This window comes from Haloterrigena gelatinilytica (assembly GCF_013342145.1).
In the GTDB taxonomy this organism is placed as follows: domain Archaea; phylum Halobacteriota; class Halobacteria; order Halobacteriales; family Natrialbaceae; genus Haloterrigena; species Haloterrigena gelatinilytica.
The window spans coordinates 1,976,953-1,994,121 of record NZ_JABUQZ010000001.1 but is presented as its reverse complement, the minus strand read 5'-3'; the positions used below and the strand labels follow the sequence as shown (position 1 = coordinate 1,994,121).

At 69.0% G+C, this 17,169-nt stretch carries 17 protein-coding genes and 1 pseudogene; 8 read left to right on the top strand and 10 right to left on the bottom strand.

Annotated elements, in window-relative coordinates; genetic code table 11:
- The first annotated feature begins 35 nt into the window (after positions 1-35).
- The 3 genes from HTZ84_RS10140 (at position 36) to HTZ84_RS10130 (ending at position 3,269) form a co-directional block, all read left to right on the top strand.
- Positions 36-1,673 (top strand): FGGY-family carbohydrate kinase, encoded by a 1,638-nt coding sequence (locus HTZ84_RS10140; protein ID WP_309138866.1) that lies wholly within the window; start codon positions 36-38, stop codon positions 1,671-1,673.
- Positions 1,670-2,134, top strand: a complete 465-nt coding sequence (locus tag HTZ84_RS10135) for a YciE/YciF ferroxidase family protein (RefSeq protein ID WP_174680564.1) — start codon at positions 1,670-1,672, stop codon at positions 2,132-2,134. The genes HTZ84_RS10140 and HTZ84_RS10135 overlap by 4 nt, the downstream gene beginning before the upstream one ends.
- A gap of 217 nt (positions 2,135-2,351) precedes the next feature.
- A complete protein-coding gene (locus HTZ84_RS10130; RefSeq protein WP_217468212.1) occupies positions 2,352-3,269 on the top strand; it encodes a hypothetical protein in 918 nt (305 codons plus the stop codon).
- A gap of 143 nt (positions 3,270-3,412) precedes the next feature.
- Here the strand turns inward: HTZ84_RS10130 and HTZ84_RS10125 are convergent, their stop codons facing one another.
- Together HTZ84_RS10125 and HTZ84_RS10120 are read right to left on the bottom strand one after the other, a co-directional pair.
- On the bottom strand, positions 3,413-4,138 hold the full coding sequence (locus tag HTZ84_RS10125) for a hypothetical protein (protein ID WP_174680563.1): 726 nt from the start codon (positions 4,136-4,138) through the stop codon (positions 3,413-3,415).
- A gap of 130 nt (positions 4,139-4,268) precedes the next feature.
- Positions 4,269-5,243, bottom strand: a complete 975-nt coding sequence (locus HTZ84_RS10120; protein ID WP_174680562.1) for a sugar phosphate nucleotidyltransferase — start codon at positions 5,241-5,243, stop codon at positions 4,269-4,271.
- A gap of 142 nt (positions 5,244-5,385) precedes the next feature.
- Between HTZ84_RS10120 and HTZ84_RS10115 the strand changes: the two genes are divergently transcribed.
- Together HTZ84_RS10115 and HTZ84_RS10110 are read left to right on the top strand one after the other, a co-directional pair.
- Positions 5,386-5,682 carry a transcriptional regulator gene (locus tag HTZ84_RS10115; RefSeq protein ID WP_174680561.1) on the top strand — a complete coding sequence of 99 codons (297 nt, stop codon included), beginning with the start codon at positions 5,386-5,388 and terminating at the stop codon, positions 5,680-5,682.
- A gap of 203 nt (positions 5,683-5,885) precedes the next feature.
- On the top strand, positions 5,886-6,248 hold the full coding sequence (locus tag HTZ84_RS10110; RefSeq protein ID WP_008896608.1) for a DUF7344 domain-containing protein: 363 nt from the start codon (positions 5,886-5,888) through the stop codon (positions 6,246-6,248).
- A 42-nt stretch (positions 6,249-6,290) separates the two neighbouring features.
- Here the strand turns inward: HTZ84_RS10110 and HTZ84_RS10105 are convergent, their stop codons facing one another.
- On the bottom strand, positions 6,291-6,740 hold the full coding sequence (locus HTZ84_RS10105; protein ID WP_174680560.1) for a Rieske (2Fe-2S) protein: 450 nt from the start codon (positions 6,738-6,740) through the stop codon (positions 6,291-6,293).
- 91 nt (positions 6,741-6,831) lie between these two features.
- Here HTZ84_RS10105 and HTZ84_RS10100 point away from each other — a divergent pair, with 91 nt between their 5' ends.
- On the top strand, positions 6,832-7,962 hold the full coding sequence (locus HTZ84_RS10100; protein WP_174680559.1) for a saccharopine dehydrogenase family protein: 1,131 nt from the start codon (positions 6,832-6,834) through the stop codon (positions 7,960-7,962).
- 28 nt (positions 7,963-7,990) lie between these two features.
- On the opposite strand, the gene HTZ84_RS10095 is transcribed toward HTZ84_RS10100, so the two are convergent.
- A complete protein-coding gene (locus HTZ84_RS10095) occupies positions 7,991-9,304 on the bottom strand; it encodes an MATE family efflux transporter (RefSeq protein ID WP_217468336.1) in 1,314 nt (437 codons plus the stop codon).
- A 215-nt stretch (positions 9,305-9,519) separates the two neighbouring features.
- Between HTZ84_RS10095 and HTZ84_RS10090 the strand changes: the two genes are divergently transcribed.
- Positions 9,520-9,708: a hypothetical protein gene (locus tag HTZ84_RS10090; RefSeq protein ID WP_254611731.1), complete on the top strand. Its 189-nt coding sequence runs from the start codon at positions 9,520-9,522 to the stop codon at positions 9,706-9,708.
- Positions 9,709-9,732: 24 nt separating this feature from the next.
- On the opposite strand, the gene HTZ84_RS10085 is transcribed toward HTZ84_RS10090, so the two are convergent.
- The 5 genes and pseudogenes from HTZ84_RS10085 to HTZ84_RS10065 form a co-directional block, all read right to left on the bottom strand.
- A complete protein-coding gene (locus HTZ84_RS10085; protein WP_174680558.1) occupies positions 9,733-10,632 on the bottom strand; it encodes an aminotransferase class IV in 900 nt (299 codons plus the stop codon).
- Positions 10,625-11,329: an anthranilate synthase component II gene (locus tag HTZ84_RS10080; RefSeq protein WP_345776210.1), complete on the bottom strand. Its 705-nt coding sequence runs from the start codon at positions 11,327-11,329 to the stop codon at positions 10,625-10,627. Before HTZ84_RS10080 ends, HTZ84_RS10085 begins: the two co-directional genes overlap by 8 nt.
- Positions 11,322-12,917 carry an aminodeoxychorismate synthase, component I gene (pabB, locus tag HTZ84_RS10075; RefSeq protein WP_174680557.1) on the bottom strand — a complete coding sequence of 532 codons (1,596 nt, stop codon included), beginning with the start codon at positions 12,915-12,917 and terminating at the stop codon, positions 11,322-11,324. Before pabB ends, HTZ84_RS10080 begins: the two co-directional genes overlap by 8 nt.
- A 129-nt stretch (positions 12,918-13,046) precedes the next feature.
- The gene (locus HTZ84_RS10070) at positions 13,047-13,841 is read right to left on the bottom strand and encodes a helix-hairpin-helix domain-containing protein (protein WP_174680556.1); all 795 of its coding nucleotides are present in this window, start codon (positions 13,839-13,841) and stop codon (positions 13,047-13,049) included.
- 80 nt (positions 13,842-13,921) lie between these two features.
- A pseudogene (locus tag HTZ84_RS10065) lies at positions 13,922-14,730 on the bottom strand (shikimate dehydrogenase).
- A gap of 164 nt (positions 14,731-14,894) precedes the next feature.
- Between HTZ84_RS10065 and HTZ84_RS10060 the strand changes: the two are divergent.
- On the top strand, positions 14,895-15,842 hold the full coding sequence (locus HTZ84_RS10060; protein ID WP_174680555.1) for a calcium/sodium antiporter: 948 nt from the start codon (positions 14,895-14,897) through the stop codon (positions 15,840-15,842).
- Positions 15,843-15,883: 41 nt separating this feature from the next.
- Here HTZ84_RS10060 and HTZ84_RS10055 read toward each other — a convergent pair whose 3' ends face one another.
- The gene (locus tag HTZ84_RS10055) at positions 15,884-17,143 is read right to left on the bottom strand and encodes a DUF7344 domain-containing protein (protein WP_174680554.1); all 1,260 of its coding nucleotides are present in this window, start codon (positions 17,141-17,143) and stop codon (positions 15,884-15,886) included.
- Between the last annotated feature and the right edge of the window lie 26 nt (positions 17,144-17,169).

Below are 17,169 nucleotides of genomic sequence, written 5' to 3'. Positions count from 1 at the left end.
TCGTGAGCGGCGGCGTTCGAGGGGAGGTTTCAAGAGTGTCTGACCGACTGGTTCCACCGATGAACGTCTTCCTCGGTATCGACGCGGGCACGCGGAACGTCAAGGTCGTCGCGTACGACCGCGAGGGGAATGCGGTAGCGACGGCGTCGGCGTCCCAGTCGGTCGTCACTCCGGAACCCGGCCGGGCCGAACAGGAGATGGACGCGGTGTGGTCGGTGACGGCCGAGACGATCCGGACGGCGGTGGACGAACTCGAGGCCCGCGAGGACGACGCGGAGATCGAGGCCGTCGGCCTCACGGGGCAGGGCGACGGCTGCTGGCTGATCGACGCCGACGGCGAGCCCGTCCGGAACGCCGTCCTCTGGTCGGACAGCCGCGCGGCCCCGATCGTCGAGGACTGGGCGCGCGACGGCACCCTCGAGACGCTGGCCGAGACCTGCGGCTCGCGGCCGTATCCGGGCATGAGTCTGCCGCTGTTGCGGTGGCTGGCCGACGAGGAGCCCGCGGCCCTCGAGCGGGCGACGACGGCGTTTTCCTGTACGGACTGGCTCGCGTACTCGCTGACCGGCGAGCGCGGCACCGACACCACCGAGGCGACGGTGCCGTTGCTCGACCGCGAGACGACCGCGTTCGAGCCGGCCGTCTTCGAGGCCGTCGGGCTCCCGGAACGGGCGTCGCTGCTCCCGGAGCTCCGCGCGCTGACGGACGTCGTCGGGACGGTCACGGAGACGGCCGCCGACGAAACCGGACTGCCCGCCGGGACGCCGGTCGTCGCCGGGGCTATCGACGTCGCCGCGTCGGCGGTCGGCAGCGGCGCCGTCCGGCCGGGCGACGGCGCCGCCTCGATCGGCACCTCGCTGTTCACGCAGGTGATCGGCGACGGCCCCGGCGCGGAGCCGACGGCCATCGGGATGGCGCTGGGAATCGACGACCGGTGGACCACCGCGATCGGCTCGAACGCCGGCACGCGGACCCTCGAGTGGGTCCGATCGGAGATCGCCGACGGCGCGTCGTTCGACGACCTCGAGGAGCTGGCTCGATCGGCCCCGGCGGGCAGCGACGGGCTGCTCTACCTGCCGTATCTGAGCGAGACCGGCGAGCGCGGACCGTTCACCGATCCCGACGCCCGGGCGGGGTTCCTCGGCCTCTCGCCGGCTCACGGGACCGCCCACCTCGTTCGGAGCGCCTACGAGGGGTTAGCGCTGGCCCTGCGGGACTGCGTGGACCACCTCCCCGCCGACCCCGACCGGATCGCCCTGAGCGGGGGCGGCACTCGATCGTCGCTGCTCTGCCAGCTCGTCGCCGACTGCACGGGGACCGAAATCGTCGTCCCGACGAACGACGAACCGGGGGCGACGGGCGCCGCGGCGTTCGCCGCCGTCGGCGTGGGCGCGTACCCGGACCTCGAGGCCGCGACCGACGCGCTCGCGGGCGATCGAACCCGGTACGCGCCGCGCTCGTCGACCGTCGGGACGTACGACGAGCTGTATGTCGCCTACCGCGACGCACGCACGGACATGGCGCCGATCTGGGACTCCCAGGCCGCCTTTCGGCTTCCGCGGGCGCGGCGGGGACGGAACCGACGGCCGACCCGGACGCGGAGTGAGTCCCACGGGTTTCACCTGACGGGCGAATTTCTTTGCGTCTCGTCGGTGACGTCGCTGACGGCATGATCGAATCCCAGCGCGACCTGTTCGTCCGCGAACTGCGCGAACTGTACCAGATCGAACGGGAACTCGAGGACCTCCAGTCGGAGCTGGCCGAGGCGGCGACCGACGAGGACCTCGAGGAGTACTACATGGCCCACAGCGAGACCACGTCCGAGCAGATCGGGCGGCTCGAAACGCTGTTCGACGCCGTACAGGAAGAGCCCGGCGCGCTCGAGAGCTCCTCGCTGGCGGGGCTGCGCGAGGACCGCGAGGAGATCGTTCGGGACGTCGAAGACCCGCACCTCGGCGATCTCGTCGAGACGGAACTCGGCCGCGGGATCGAGCGCCTCGAGATCACGAAACTCGAGACGCTGCTGACGCTGGCCGATCGGATGGATCTGCCCGACGAGGTCGTCGCCCCGCTCGAGCAGACGAAAGCCGAGGCCGAGAACGGGCTCGAGAACGTCCGGACGTTGACGGCCTGAGTCGCCGCCACGGACTCACCTGGGGACTGGCCGCCCGTCGGAGAGGATGCATCGGCACGGCAGAGAAGTGCGGAGACGGCACTGCCGTCAGATATCCTAGCACTTTTCGTGTAGCTAAACCGCCGCTCCAACCACGAGGACGGCGATACGGGCGTCTGGTCACGCGGTAGCTCACTGCCAGAACAATTTTATAGTTTTACTGACTTTCACGAATAGAATGCAATCGAGACGAGCGGTGCTTCGAGCGACGGCCGGGGGGACGAGCGTCGGGCTGCTGGCTGCGCTCGCCGGCTGTAGCGACGAAACCAGTACGGACGGAGAGAACGGGGACGAAGACGACGAAGCGGAAACCGACGGTGAGACCGAGACCGAGACCGACGTCCTCGAGTACACCGATTGGACCTACGATCCCAGCGAATTGTCCCGGGACTCGATCGTCGCCGTGGAGATGGATCTCAACGCGCTCCTCGAGGCGGAGCCGTCGTACGCGGAGGAGTTCCGTTCGGACCTGACGGAGCGCTACGACGAGAGCCTCGAAGCCGAGAATATCGACGCCGTCGTCAACGCGGGTAACGCCGAGATTCTCACCGGATCGTTCGATCCCGGGGCGATCATCGACGAAATGTCGGTGTCCGAGGCGGAGGGCTACGCGGGATTCGACCTCTACGACGAGGAGGAGTCGTCCGTCACCGTCGCGACCGACGGGGAGTATCTCATCAGATCGGAGCCGAGCGCTTACCAGTCGTTCGACGCCCGCGAGGAGATCGAACTCTTGATCGATACCAACGCCGGGGACGCGGCTCGACTCGCCGACGAGAGCGATCTCTTCGCGCAGCTCTCCGACGGGGACGCCGACGGCGACATGGAGTTCGTCCACGTACAGAGCGAGTCGTTCGCCGAAAGCGCGTCCGACGACGCGGTCGTCGCGAGACGCGAGACGGCAACGGTCGAGAGCACGGGGACGACCATCGAGCAACGCGATCTGTACAAGAGCGAAGCCGGGGTCGACCTCGACGAAATCGAATCGCAGTATCAGTCGGCGGACGTCGAGCTGGACGACATCTCTCGGGACGGTCGACTCGTGACGATCGTGTTTGAGATGTCGACCGACGAGTATCTGAACACCGGCAGCTAACGCGCTCGGTCCGATCCAGTCCGAACTCGAGGGGAGGAATTCTCTGTGTGAATCGTCGCGATACCGTTCTATTCCTATTCCGATTCCTATTCGCCCGGTAGTGTTCGTCCGGTCCGAGACGGTTAGCCGTCGCTCGAGCCCGTCTATTCGCAGTCGGTCACAGCGATGGCCGGCGAGCCGTGGACCTCGAGGACGGCCGCGCGCTCGTCGGCGTCCGTAGCCGTCCACCACGCGATTCGGTCGATCTCGAGCGCGGAGTACGACGACTCGAGGGCCAGCCACTCGCCGGACGCGATCGTCCGGAGATCGCTCGCGGTGTCCAGCGGCGACGACTCGAGGTCGTCGGCGACGGCGTCGATCAACCGGACGACGGTCGGATCCGCCCGGATCGTCTCGACGCCCGCGAGCTGGCGCAGGTACTGGAAGGTTGCGGGACCGACGCCGGCGATCGAACCGATCGGGTCCTCGTCGTAGCGGTAGTGGTCCGCCGTTTCCGCCCAGCCGATCAACGCCGAGCGATCGTCGGCCGCCGGCCGAGTCGCGAGCGCGGCCGCGGCTTCGAGCAGAACGCGTCGCTTGCGCTGGGCACCGACGGCCGCGACGAGGGCGTCGTCCTCGGGATCGACGGCGGCGAGGTCGGCCAGCGACTCGATTCGGCCGGTCGCGACGAACGCCTCGCGGAACCGCTCGACGGTCGGTTTGACGCCGGCGAGAAAGCGCTGGCCGGTCGTCGACGCGGCCGCCTCCGCGAGCAATAGCCGCGGATCGTCGCCGGTCCAGCGGCGGCGCTCGCGGAAGGCGGCTGCGAGTCGCTCGTCGGGAACGCCCTCGGCGTACCGGTCGAGAACCGACTGAACCGTCCGTGACATACGCTTCGTCGACACACGTCACACGGGAGACTGATAGCTGTATCGACCAGTTCACTCCGAAAACGAGGTGCGGTCGTCCGGGACCACCTATCCGGCGACCGGTTCGCCGTTCGGGCGGTCGGCGCGTCGGTTACTCTCCGGGGTGGTTCGTAATCGTCGTGTGGGCGCCGATGAGCGCGCCCGCGAGATCCAAGTCCTCGAGGTGGGTACCCTCGTCGATGATCGAGCGACGGATGTCGGCGTCCCGGACCGTCGCGTCGGGGAAGATCACGGCGTGGTCGAGATCGGTGTTCTCGAGGGTGACGTCGCCCATGACGTGGACGTTGTCACCGATCGAGGCGTCCTCGAGGGTCGCCGAGTCGGCGACAAGCGAGTCGCCGTCGAGGTGCCAGCCGACGGCGTCGAGGTAGCTCTCTGGGGTGCCGATGTCGAACCAGGCGCCGTCGAAGGTGTAGGCGTAGGTCGCCTCCCGGTTCTGGAGCCACTGGATGAACCAGCCCGGCTCGTCGGGGTTGTTCCCCTCCTCGAGGTACGTGGGAAACAGGGACAGCGAGTCCTGCGGGAACGCGTAACAGGCGATCGAGACGAGCGTGCTGTTGGGATCGTCGGGTTTCTCCTGGAAGTCGACGACGCGCTCGTCCTCGAGTTCGACCAGGCCGTAGGATTTGGCCTTCTCGCGAGAGCCGACGTCGTAGGCGGCCAGCGTCGGCGCACTGTGGTCCTCGAAGTAGTCCACGAAGTCCGCGACGTCGAAGCTGATCAGGTTGTCGCCGGCGATGACCAGCAGATCGTCGTCGACGTTCTCGCGGTCGATCAGCTGCGCGAGCGCGCCGACGACGCCGAACTTGTCGTCTTCCTCGGTCGTGTCCTCGACCGACAGCCGCGGCTTCTCGAACTCGCTGTCGGCGAGATGGGCTTCGAAATCGGGGGCGAACCGCTCGTTGGTGCTGACGAAGACCTCGTCGATCCGGTCGTCAGCCTCGAGTTCGGCGAAGATGCGATCGATGACAGTGGAGTCACCGATCGGGAGGAACATCTTGGGTCGATGTTTCGTGATCGGCCACATTCGAGTCGCGTACCCGCCGGCGAGGACCACGGCTTTCATGGCTCGTCATTCATCTGCCTGTGATAAGTGATTTGCCCTTTCAGCGATCGCCTCGCCGTCGTCGGATTCCGGCGTCGAACGCGGCCGTCGTTCGTGGTCGGCGACCGACAGGCTAACGGTCGGACGGCCGTTTTTCGGACGTATGCGCGAGGCCGACGAAACGACGCGACAGCGACTCGCCGACGCTCTCCGAGACGATCCCGCAACGCCCAGCGAACTCGCGGTCCGGCTCGATCTGACGCCGGAATCGGTGGTTCGCCACGCCGAACACGTCTCCCGATCGATCGGCGGGAACGACGCGGACGAACAGCTACTCGTCGCACCGCCGACGTGTCGGGACTGCGGCTTCGACGACTTCGACGACCTCCTGAACCTCCCCTCGCGGTGTCCCGGCTGCAAGAGCGAATCGGTCACCGAACCGACCCTGACGATCGAGTGATCGAGACAGTCTCGAGGCGGCGAGAGTCATCCCAGACGGGGCGTCTAGATCGGATTCGATACTAATATTTACTGTGCTCCCGAGAAATCGGTACACACCCTCGAGCGAACGGACGGTCGATCCGCTGTCCATCGGCGCCTGCGACCGTTCTCGTCTCTCCGATGCAGGCGTCCGTCCGTTTCGAGAGGCCATGGAGGCTACGAATGACTGCCACACCCAACTCCGAGTCCGACTGTGTCGACTTCGTGCTGGCAGTCCTCGACGAACTCGAGGGCTGTGACGCGTCAGCCGAGACGGTCGACGACGCGTTCGGACTACTGGCCGCCCAGCGCCGCCGACTGCTGCTGTCGGTGATGCGCACCTACGGCGAGTCGCTGACGCTGCCCGACGCCGCCGAGGAGGTCGCCGTCCGGGAAACCGGCTGCCAGGTTCCGAACATCTCCGCCGAGCGCGTCCACGAGATTTATCTCTCGCTGTATCACGACCACCTGCCGCGACTGGTCGACGCCGGCCTGCTCGAGTACGACCAGGAGCGCGACCTCGTCGTCCCGATCGGCCTCGAGTAGCCGCCGCTGTACCCGAGGATCCCCGGAGAGAGACGAGCAATCCTATATTTTGACGTTAGAACTCGAGGAGAGATCGTCGTCGTCGTCGACCGGTCCCGCGCCGACGTACTCGTAGTCGTCGTCGGTCAGGTAGACGTCGCCGTCGTCGACCGTCACCTCGAGATCGGTGAGGTAAGCGCCCTCGCAGGGGCCGTACGTACACACCCCGGAGTCGGCGTCGAAGTAGGCGCCGTGGTTGGCACAGACGAGTTCCCCGTTTCGCATCGGGGCGCCCGACCCCTTGTCGATCTTGATGTGGGTGAGATGCTGGCAGTAGTTCAGCCAGCAGGCGAGTCGGTCTTCCTCGGACTCGCCGTCGGTTCCGTCGTCGCCGTTCTCGGTGGCCACGAGAATCGCCTCCCGCTCGCCGTCGGAGCCGTCGGTCACCCGGAAGAGCACCGTCGAATCCGTCGGCACGTCCTCGAGCGCAGTGATCCGTTGGGACGCGTCCATCGCCCGCTCGGTTACGGGTCCGCCGTCGTGAACGTTTCGATCGCGCGAACGTCTGACGCAGATTTAACATCCCGAGTGCCAAACGACGGCTATGGACTCCCTTCTCATCTACGGCTCCTACGGCTACACCGGCCGACTGATCGCCCGCGAAGCCGTCTCTCGAGGAGGGTCCCCGGTCGTCGCCGGCCGCAACGGTCGCGCCGTCTCTCGGCAGGCGGACGAACTCGGCGTCGAAGGGCGAACCTTCGACCTGAGCGACGCCGCGGACGTCGCCGCCCACCTCCGGTCGTTCGACGCCGTGTTGAACTGCGCCGGACCGTTCGTGAACACGGTCGATCCCCTCGTCGACGCCTGTCTCGAGACCGACACCCACTATCTCGACATCAGCGGCGAGTTCCAGGCGTTCGAACGGCTCCGTCGCCGAGACGAGGCGGCCCGGGCGGCGGGAATCACGATCCTACCCGGCGTCGGCTTCGACGTCGTTCCCACCGACTGCTTGGCGTCGTTTCTCCACGCACAGCTGCCGGAGGCGACCGCCCTCTCGCTGGGGATCAAGGGCGGCGGCGGGCTCTCTCGTGGCACAGTCCGGACGCTCGTCGAACACCTCGGCGACGACGGCGTCGTCCGGCGCAACGGCCGACTCATCAAGGTCCCGATCGCCTACCGGAGCCGCGAGATCGACTTCGGCGACGGCCCCGAACACGCCGTCACGATTCCGTGGGGCGACGTCGTCACCGCCGCCCACAGTACGGGCATCGACTCGATCGAAGTCTACGCGGCCGCGCCGTCGTGGGCGACCCGCGCGCTCTCGGCCGTCGATTCGCTGGGCTGGCTGCTCGAGCGCCGGCCGGTCGAAGCCGCGCTCGAGCGCCTCGTCGACGCTCGAATCGACGGTCCGGACGCCGCGGCCCGCTCGGCCGGCGCCGCGACCGTCTGGGGCGAGGCCGTCGACGAGACGACCGGGCGTCGCGCCCGCGCCAGGCTCCGGACCCCGAACCCCTACGCGCTGACGGCCGAGGCCGCGGTGAGCGCCGCCGAACGCGTCATCGACGGGAGCGAGCGGGGCCGGAGCGGCCGCGGTCGCCTGCCGGCCGGCTTTCAGACGCCCTCCTCGGCGTTCGATTCCGAGTTCGTTCTCGAACTCTCCGGAACCGAGCGCGAACTCCTCGAGGCGCCGGCCGAGTCGGCCGAGCCCGAACGGTCCGCCCTCGAGTCCGACTGACGGGTTCCCCTCGAGTCCGCCGACTGGGTCAGTCCTCGCTCGGCGCGCTGCCGCGCTCGTTCATCATCGTTTGCGTTCGTTCGACCCAGCCGCCCCGATAGTAGCCGACGGCGACGTAGCCCATCGCCCAGACGTAGAAGACGACGATGGAGGCGTACACCGCCGACATCCCGTAGTCCAGATAGATCCCGCCGACGGCCGAGACGCCGAGCATGCCGACGGCCATTCCCGAGACGCGGGCGATAAAGGGCGTCCGCGTGTCGCTGCCGCTGGTGAGTGCCCCCGAGAGCACGACGTAGAGGACGGTGGCCGGCGCCGCGAGGGCGTACGCGCGAGCGAAGCCGGCCGCGTAGCCGATCGTCGACGGATCGTCGGTAAAGACGCCGACGATCCGTTCGGCGCCGACGAAAATCGCGCCGCCGAGCGAGCCGACGGTCAGGAGGCCGAGCGCGGCCGCGGCCCACCCGTTGTACCGCGCGCCCGCCGGATCTCCGTCGCCGAGGGTCTGCCCGACGACGATGCTCGTGCCGGTCCGATACCCCCGCGAGAGCGGACTGGTCAGTTGCTGATAGACCCGCCGGCCGATCTGGTAGGCCGCGTTGACGTCCGTCCCGAAGACCAGCAGGATCGAGTTGAACGGGAACTCGAGGACGGTCGTCACCAGCCCCTCCGCGATCCGCGGCGCGCTGATCGAGAGCAGTTGCTTCGTGACCGTCCACTGGCGGGGGCGGACGAAGTTCGCCGGCGTCCACGGCCCGCGGATCGCGGCGGCGAGCGCGAGCGCGGAGAAGACGTTGCCGAAGGCGGTCGCGACGCCGACGCCGAGGATGTGGAGCCGCGGTGCGGGCCCCAGTCCCAACCCGAGGACGAGCGTGCCGACGATGTTGAGGCCGTTCGAGACGACGTTGAGGTACATCGGCGTCCGCGTGTCGCCGGCCCCCTGAATCGACCGCGCGGCGACCAGCGCCACGTGGCGGGCGGGGCTGGTCGCGAAGATGATCGCGAGGTAGAGCCCGCCCATGCGGGCCACTTCGGGCTCGGCGCCCAGCACGGCGATCGCCCGCTCGCCGAAGAGAACGCCGAACAGCACGAACGGGAGCCCGGCGACCGCGCCGAGCAGTATCGCCTGCGTGATCGCCTCGTCCCGGTTACCCGTCGCGCCGCTGCCCGTGTCCTGACTCGAGAGAGCGATAACGCCGCTTCCCAGGCCCAGCCCGATCCGTAGCGGCAGGCGCGCGTAGAGGTCCGCCAGCCCGACGGCCGCGACCGCCGCGGGCGAGAACAGCCCGGTGACGACGACGTCGGTCGTCCGCATCATCGTCCGGAGGAACTGCTCGATCATCACCGGCCACGAGAGATCGAACACGCGCCGCCAGACGTCGAACAGACGCCGTCGTCCTCCGGAGAGCACGATCTGAATTCGGGGCGTCCGAGGCTTGAACTTGTTGCAATCGGAACTCGAGAGAACGTCCGCCCGCTCGAGACGGCGCGACGACGAGGCGGTTCGCGACACGCTTATCAGCTTGGTATCCGAAGTGATAGCCGAAAAATGAGCGAGTGGATCGTCCGGAACGTCGCGCTCTCGTTCGCGTTCTGAACGATCTCGCCTTCCTTCTCTTCGGCGGCCTCGAGGTCCTCGTCTTCGGTCGGTTCGAACTCCTCGGGTACGTCGGTCTCATGATCGGATCCGGAATCGGGTTGACGGTCGCTATTCCGCCGCTTCCGTTGCGGACCGCCGATGCGTGAGGCAGCCGCGATCGCCTCGCAGAGTTAGCTCGAGAAGTAACAGGATCGTTCGACGCGCTCGTCGTACAGCCGCGAGAGCCGCTCCGTAACGGGGCCGCCGCCGATCTCTCTGTCGTCTAACGTCGCGATCGGCCGGAGCTCCCAGGTCCGGTTCGTCAGAAACGCCTCGTCGGCCTCGAGCACGTCCGCGAGATCGTATTCGCCTTCTCGAGTCGGAATGCCCTCCTCGGCCGCCAGTTCGAGGACGATCTTACGAGTGATCCCGGGCAGCACGTCCCCCTCGGTCGTCGGCGTGTGGAGGATGCCGTCGCGGACGAAAAACAGGTTGCTCGTCGCGCCCTCCGCGACCGCTCCCTCGAGGTCGCACACGAGCGCTTCGTCCGCCTCAACTGACCCGTCGGCGTCCCGGAGTTCCGCGCGCGCGAGGATTCCGTTCAGGTAGTTGTGCGTCTTCGCCCCGGTCGGGATCGCCTCGTCGGGCACTCGGCGCGTCTCGACGGTCCGCGCGGTCGCGGGCTCGTCCCAGACCGAATCGCCCTCGAGCCCCCCGCGGGGCAACGGTTTCGCGTAGACGACCACCGTCGGATCGACCTCGGGTCGGGGCGTCAGCTTCCCCGGCTGGACGCCGCGCGTGATCGAGAGCCGGACGTAGGCGTCGGCGAGGTCGTTCGCGGCGAGGGTCTCGTCGATCCGCTCGCGGAGGTCGGCCCCGGTCAACCCGTGTGCGAGCGAGAGGGCGTCGCAAGTGGACTCGAGTCGCTCGACGTGGCGGTCCCACGCAAGGACCGTCCCGCCGTAGGCCCGCATGGTCTCGAAGGCGGCGTCGCCGTACCGGAAGCCCCGGTCGTCGACGCTGACGGTCGCCTCGCTCGCGGGGACGATCTCGCCGTCGACGTGGTAGTAGCGGTCGTCTTCGTCAGTCATCCCGCGTCTCCTCCGCTCCCGTCGCCGTCGCTTCCGCGGCGAACCGACAGAAGTTCGCGACCATGCGCTTCCCGACCCGCAGCGAGATGCCGTCGCCGTCGGCCGCGTCGTCGTGGCCCCGCGTCAGGATGCTCTCGGGGTGGAACTGGACGCCCACGTGGGGCTTCTCCCGGTGGCGGACCGCCATCAGCACGCCGCGCTCGTCGGTCGTCCGCGCCGTCTCGAGTAGGGTGTCGGGAAGGTCCGCGCGGTCGACCGCCAGCGAGTGATATCGGCCGACTTGAAAGGTCTCGGGCAGGCCGTCGAAGATTCCGTCCCCGTCGTGTTCGACCGTCGAGGGCTTGCCGTGGACGACGTGGGGCGCATGGACGACCGGTGCCCCGTTGGCCGCACAGAGGGCCTGGTGGCCGAGACAGACCCCCAGAATCGGGTAGTCAGTCTCGGCGAACAGCGGGATCGAGATGCCGGCCTCCTCCGGCGTTCCCGGCCCCGGTGAGACGACGATTCCGGTGGGATCGATCGACTCGAGATCGGCGAGATCGATCTCGTCGTTGCGCCGGACCACGACCTCGTCGGCGACCTCGCCGACGTACTGGACGAGGTTGTACGCGAACGAATCGTAGTTGTCGATCACCAGCAACCGTTTGCTGCGCTCGCTCGTGTCCGCTCGCTCCCGACTACCGCGTCCGTCACTCACGCTGCTCACCTCCGCGTTCGGCCTCGAGCGCCATCCCGGCCCGCTCGCCCAGCGCCTCGTCGACGGCCGCGATCAGCGCGCGGGCCTTGTCGAGGGTCTCGTCGTACTCGCGGTAGGGATCGGAGTCGTGGACGGTCCCGGCGCCGACCCGGAGGTGGTACTCCGCGGCGTGGCGGACGAGCGTCCGGATGACGATGTTCAGCGTCGCCCGCCCGTCGAAGCCGAAGATGCCGACGCTGCCCGTGTAGGGGCCCCGACGGGTCGCCTCGAGTTCGTCGATGATCTCCATCGTCCGCGGTTTCGGCGCGCCGGTGATCGTGCCGCCCGGGAAGACCGCCGCGATAGCGTCGGCCAGCGACTCGTCGTCGCGCAGTCGTCCGGTCACGTTCGAGACGAGGTGCATCACCTCCGAGTAGCGGTCGATCCGGCGGTACTCGTCGACCGCCACGGAGCCGTACTCGCAGACCTTCCCGAGGTCGTTGCGCTCTAAATCGACCAGCATCGCGTGTTCGGCCCGCTCCTTCTCGTCGCTCAGGAGGTCGTCCTCGAGTTCCCGATCGTCCGCCGCCGTCTCGCCGCGCGGACGCGTGCCCGCGATGGGCTCCGTCCGGACGAAGTCGCCGTCGCGCTCGAGCAGGAGTTCGGGACTCGCGCTCACCAGATCGGCCGCGCGGCCCTCGAGGAGCCCCGAGTACGGCGCGGGGTTGACCCGCCGGAGGGCGTCGTAGGCCGCCACGGGGTGGACCGCCGCGGGAGCGACCAGCCGCTGGGAGACGTTCGTCTGAAAGGTGTCGCCGTCCCGGACGTACTCCTTGACCCGGCGGACGCGCTCGGCGAACGCCTCGCGACCGCAGTCGCTCTCGAACGTCGCTTCGGACGTCGCCACCGGCGGCTCGTCGACCCCCGGATCGCCCTCGAGGGCGGCCCGCGCGAGTTCGAGCGCCCGGTCGCGACCGCGTTCGTAGGCCGCCTCGAGCGCCTCGTCGGAGCCGTCGTCGCCGGCGAGTCGCGGACAGGCCGTCACCCGCAGCGTCACCGCACCGTCGTCGGTCGGCGCTTCCCAGGCCGCCAGTCGGTCGTAGACGCCGACCTCGAGGCGCGGCAGTCCCCGGTCGTCGACGGCCGACTCGGGAAGGGACTCGAGTTCGCGGGCGACGTCGTAGGAGAGCCAGCCGATCGCCCCGCAGGGGTAGGGGACCGAACAGTCGCCGCGAACCAACCGGTCTCGCTCGAGGAGCCCCTCGAGGGCGGCCAGCGTCGGAGACTCCCCGTCGTCCGTTCGCGCGACCGCGTCCGGCCCGACCGTCAGCCGGTCGACGGGGTCGACGCCGAAGTAGCCCCAGCCGGGCTGGCCGCCGGTCGTCTCGAGGAAGGCGCCGCCCGCGTCGGAATCGCGCGCCCGCCGATAGGCGAGAAACGGATCGTCGACGGCGACGCGGACTTCGATCGGAATTCGAACGCCGGGCGCCCGTGGCGTCGCGTCGTCGGGTGGCGCGTCATCGGTCGGCGTGGCGTCGCCACCCTCGAGCCGTTCGCCGGCAGCGGCTCGAAACGACGCGAGCGAGGTGACGACGCGCGGATCGCTCATACCTCTCGGAAGGGGGCGAGAGCCTAATCCTCTTGCGGTTTCGAGAGCGGCGAAAAACGAGAGTGCCGAGAGCGGCCGTCGGGAGAGCGGGGTTTCGAACGGGCGAGTGCGGGGACGAGGGCTCGTCGACTAGCGGACGTCCGCTCTGTCGATCCAGCCCTGAATGCGCTTTTCGGAGATGTCGGTCTGCTCGGACAGGTCGGCGGCGTCGGCGGCGGCGAGGTCGCCGACCGTTTCGACGCCGGCGGCGGCGAGGCGGTCCGCGTAGGCCGGGCCAATTCCCTTGATCGAGTCGACCGGCTCCTGGTTGGTTTCGTCGTCGGCGTCGTCGGCCGCCTCCGTCGGTTCGGACGCCGCCTCAGCGTCCGTTTCCGCGGGTTCGTCGGCCGTCTCCGGTTCGGCGGGTTCCTCCTCGGGTTCCGCGGCGGCCGCCGGTTCCGGCTCCGCTTCCGGTTCGGTCGTCGCATCCGCGTCGGTCGATTCCTCGTCCGCCGCGTCGGTCGAGTCGTCCGGTTCCGCCTCCTTGATGGCGGCGTCCGCGGCGCTGTCGGGGAGATCCTCGACGTCCGCCGTTTCGTCTTCCGCGTCGGAGGCGGTCGCCTCTTCCACTCCGGAGTCGTCGGCCGACTCGGCGGCTGTCGATTCCTCGACGTCGACGGACGGTTCGTCGGACTCGACGGCCGGCTCCTCGGTTCCGGCGGCCGTTTCGTCCGCGCCGCTCGTCGAACTCGAGGGCGCCGGCGTTTCCGTTGCCGGTGCCGTCTCCGTTTCCGGTTCCGGTTCGGTCTCGGTCGGTTCGGCGTCGGCCTCGTCCTCCCGCGACCCTTCCCGTTCGACCGTTACCCCGACCTCTCGACCGCGTCCTCGCTCCGGGTCCGAATCGCCGAACCCGAGCAGCGACTTCAGCTTTTGGAGGATTGCCATTATGGCGATATAGTCGGCTCCCTCACTTAAATTCGCCTGATACTCGGATCTCGGAAGCCAATTCCGGCCGCGGACCCGGCTCAGAGCCGATCGCGAAGCGCCGCGTTCATCGCGTCGACCGGCGCCCCCCGTCCGGTCCAGCGCTCGAACGCTTCGACGCCCTGGTAGAGCAGCATCCACGCGCCGTCGACGGTCGTCGCCCCGACGGCGGCCGCGTCCCGCAGGAGTCGCGTCTCGAGCGGCCGGTACACCGCGTCCAGCACGGCCAGATCACCGTGGAGCGTGTCGGCCGGCACCGGCGTCTCGTCTTCCTCCATGCCGACGCTGGTGGCGTTGACGAGCACGTCGGCGTCGGCAAGCAGGTCGGCGAGCGCGTCGGCCTCGAGACCGTGGCCCGTCGCGCCCGGCACCTCGTCGGCGAGGTCGCGGGCCTTCGACGCGGTCCGGTTGGCGATCTCGACCGTCGCGCCCGCGTCCGCGAGACCGAAGGCGACGGCCCGGCCGCGCCGCCGGCGCCGACGACGACGGCGCGTGCGCCGTCGACCGTCACGCCGTGATCCCGCAGGGCGCGCAGGGCGCCGACCGCGTCGGTGTTGTGGCCCGTCGGCGCGCCCTCGCCGGTGAAATCGATCGTGTTGACGGCGCCGATCCGGGTCGCCAGATCGTCCGCCTCGACGCAGTCGAGGACGTCCTGCTTGAAGGGGATCGTCACGTTCAGCCCCGCGATACCCAGCGCTTCGGCGCCGTCGATCGCGTCCTCGATCTCCGAGGGCTCGGGCTCGAAGGTGACGTAGCGAGCCTCGAGGCCGAGTTCCTCGTACGCGGCGTCGTGCATCGGCGGCGACAGCGAGTGTCCGACCGGGTTGCCGAGCAACCCGAAGACGTCCATAGCCATACTCCACAGTCGCGCGGAGGGGACTATAATCGGTGCGACTTCGCCGCCTCGAGTCCGCCGCTCGGATCGGGTGCCGCCGTTCGCGCGGCGATCGGTCACCGCCCCACGCGCCGCTCGCTTCCGGATCGTTTTTGAACGGGTCGCGAGTAGCCGCCGCTATGCTTTCCGGAATCCCGCTCTATCTCGCGCTCCTCGCGGCCGGTGTCGTCGCGCTCTACGGCGGCGCGGAACTGCTCGTCGCGGGCGCCGGCCGACTCGCGCTCGGAATCGGCCTCCGGGCGGCGACCGTCGGCGTGACGGTGGTCGCCTTCGCGACGACCGCGCCGGAACTGTTCGTCTCGACGATCGGCGCGCTGAACGTCTCGACTGACATCGGTCTCGGCGCGGTCATCGGCTCGAACATCGCCAACATCGGGCTGGTGCTCGGTATCTCCGCGCTCATCAAACCCCTGCAGGTCAGTTCGATCGTCATGCGCCGGCACGTCCCGTTCATGGTGTTCGCGGCGATACTGCTGGTCGCCCTCGGCGCCAACGGGACGATCGGCCGCCTCGAGGGCGCGGTCTTCCTGCTGGTGCTGGCCGGCTTCACCGGCTATCTGCTCTACTACGTCAACGCCGATCCGGCGCCAATGATGGACGATCCGGACGCCGGAGACGGGATCTCGCCCCGTGACGTCGCGCTCGTCGCCGGCGGACTGATCGCGCTCGTCGCCGGATCGCGGTGGCTGGTCTCCGGCGGCACCGGGCTGCTGTCGGCGCTCGGCTTCTCGGACCTCTTCATCGGCCTGACGGTGCTCGCGCTCGGCACCTCGCTGCCGGAACTGGCGGCGTCGGTCGTCAGCGCCGTCCGCGGCGAGACCGCGTTCTCCATCGGCAACGTCGTCGGCTCGAACATCTACAACATCCTCGCGGTGCTGGGGATCGTCGCCCTGATCACGCCGATCGAGATCGCCTCGAGCACGCTCCGGCTCGAGCTCCCGTTCCTGATCGTCTTCACGGTCCTGCTGGTCGCGATGATGGGATACGGGCGGCGGCTCACGCGACTCGACGGCGCCGCGCTCGTCGTCGGATACGGCGCGTTCATCTACCTGCTCTTTCCGTCGTAGACGAACGCGTTACGGGAGAACGGTGAGGGTTGGAAGCGGCGTTAGAGCGGGAGCGGCGTCGACTCCGGCCCCCCGGCGTCGGCATACTGGGATTGCAATCGGTCCAGCCGCGGCCCGACGTGTTCGCGGACGAGCCGTACCAGCGCGTTCTCCGAACCGTCGCCGGTGATGGCGGCCGTCCCCGCCGGCGCCGACGGCTCGTCGGCGCGTGTGACGAGCAGCACGCGCTCGCGGTCGGCGAAGACGACGTGTCCGTGGTTGATCCGTCCGGCGGGGAAGTTCAGCCAGTCGCACTGGGGCTCGCAGATGGTCGCCCCGGGAACGGCCGACCTGACGGTGTCTCGAACGCGGGGCGACCGCGAGCCGACGTAGACGTCGACCCCGCGGTCGGCGGCGGCCCGCCAGCGCTCGAGACAGCGCCGCCCGAGCAGCCCCGCGTCGGGCACCGTCACGACCAGTTCCTCCTCGGCGCTGTCCGCGAGCTCGCAGCTCTTGGCGACGACGGTTTCGGTCCCCTCGAGCGTCCGGCAGGCGCCCTCGCTCGGCGAACCGTCGGCAGGTTCGCTCTCCCCGTCGCCGCCGTCTCTCTCCGACCGGTCCCCGCACAGGAGGGAGCACACGTCCGCGAGCGGCCCCGCGGCCAGCCACTCGGCTCGCCACTGAGCCGCGTCGGTCTCGATCGAGGCGGTTCCGTCCGCCCGATCGTACGCGACGAGACCGGCGTTCTCGAGCGCGGGTAGATCGTCGTGAGCGAGTCGCGTCTCGACCGGCGCCCGCGCGGATTCGTCGACGTCGACGAGCCGCGTCTCCTCGCTGCGCGCCGCGAGGATCGCGGCGAGGTCCGCGACGGCGAGCCCGTCGGGCTGTCTCGCGAGGACGCGACAGACCTCGCGGCGGCGGACGGGACCCAGCGTCTCGAGCGTTCGGTTCACCTGCTGTTCGTCCCAGTCCGGACCCCCGGTCGGGTTCTCGAGCAGGAACGCCACCCAGTCGGCGTCGAACAGCGACCGCTCGGCGAGGGCGATCCGGCGCGTTCCGTCGGTGGCCGGTTCCTCGACCAGCAACTCGGCCTCGAGCAGTCGGGGGACGTGGTTGTGAACGAGTTCGATGTGCGCGGTCCGGACCTGCTCGTCGGTGACGATCGGCGAAGCGTGTTCGCGGACGGCCACTTCCGTCGCGAGCGTTTCCAGCGACGTGGGCTCCTGCCGGTCGTAGAGGACCGAAAGGAGATACCGCCGTCGGGGGGCGGAGAGACCATCGAACGCGGCGGTTGTTCCTTCGAGAGCAGCGCGGGTATTCATTGAACGATAAAGACAGTCGACGCTGG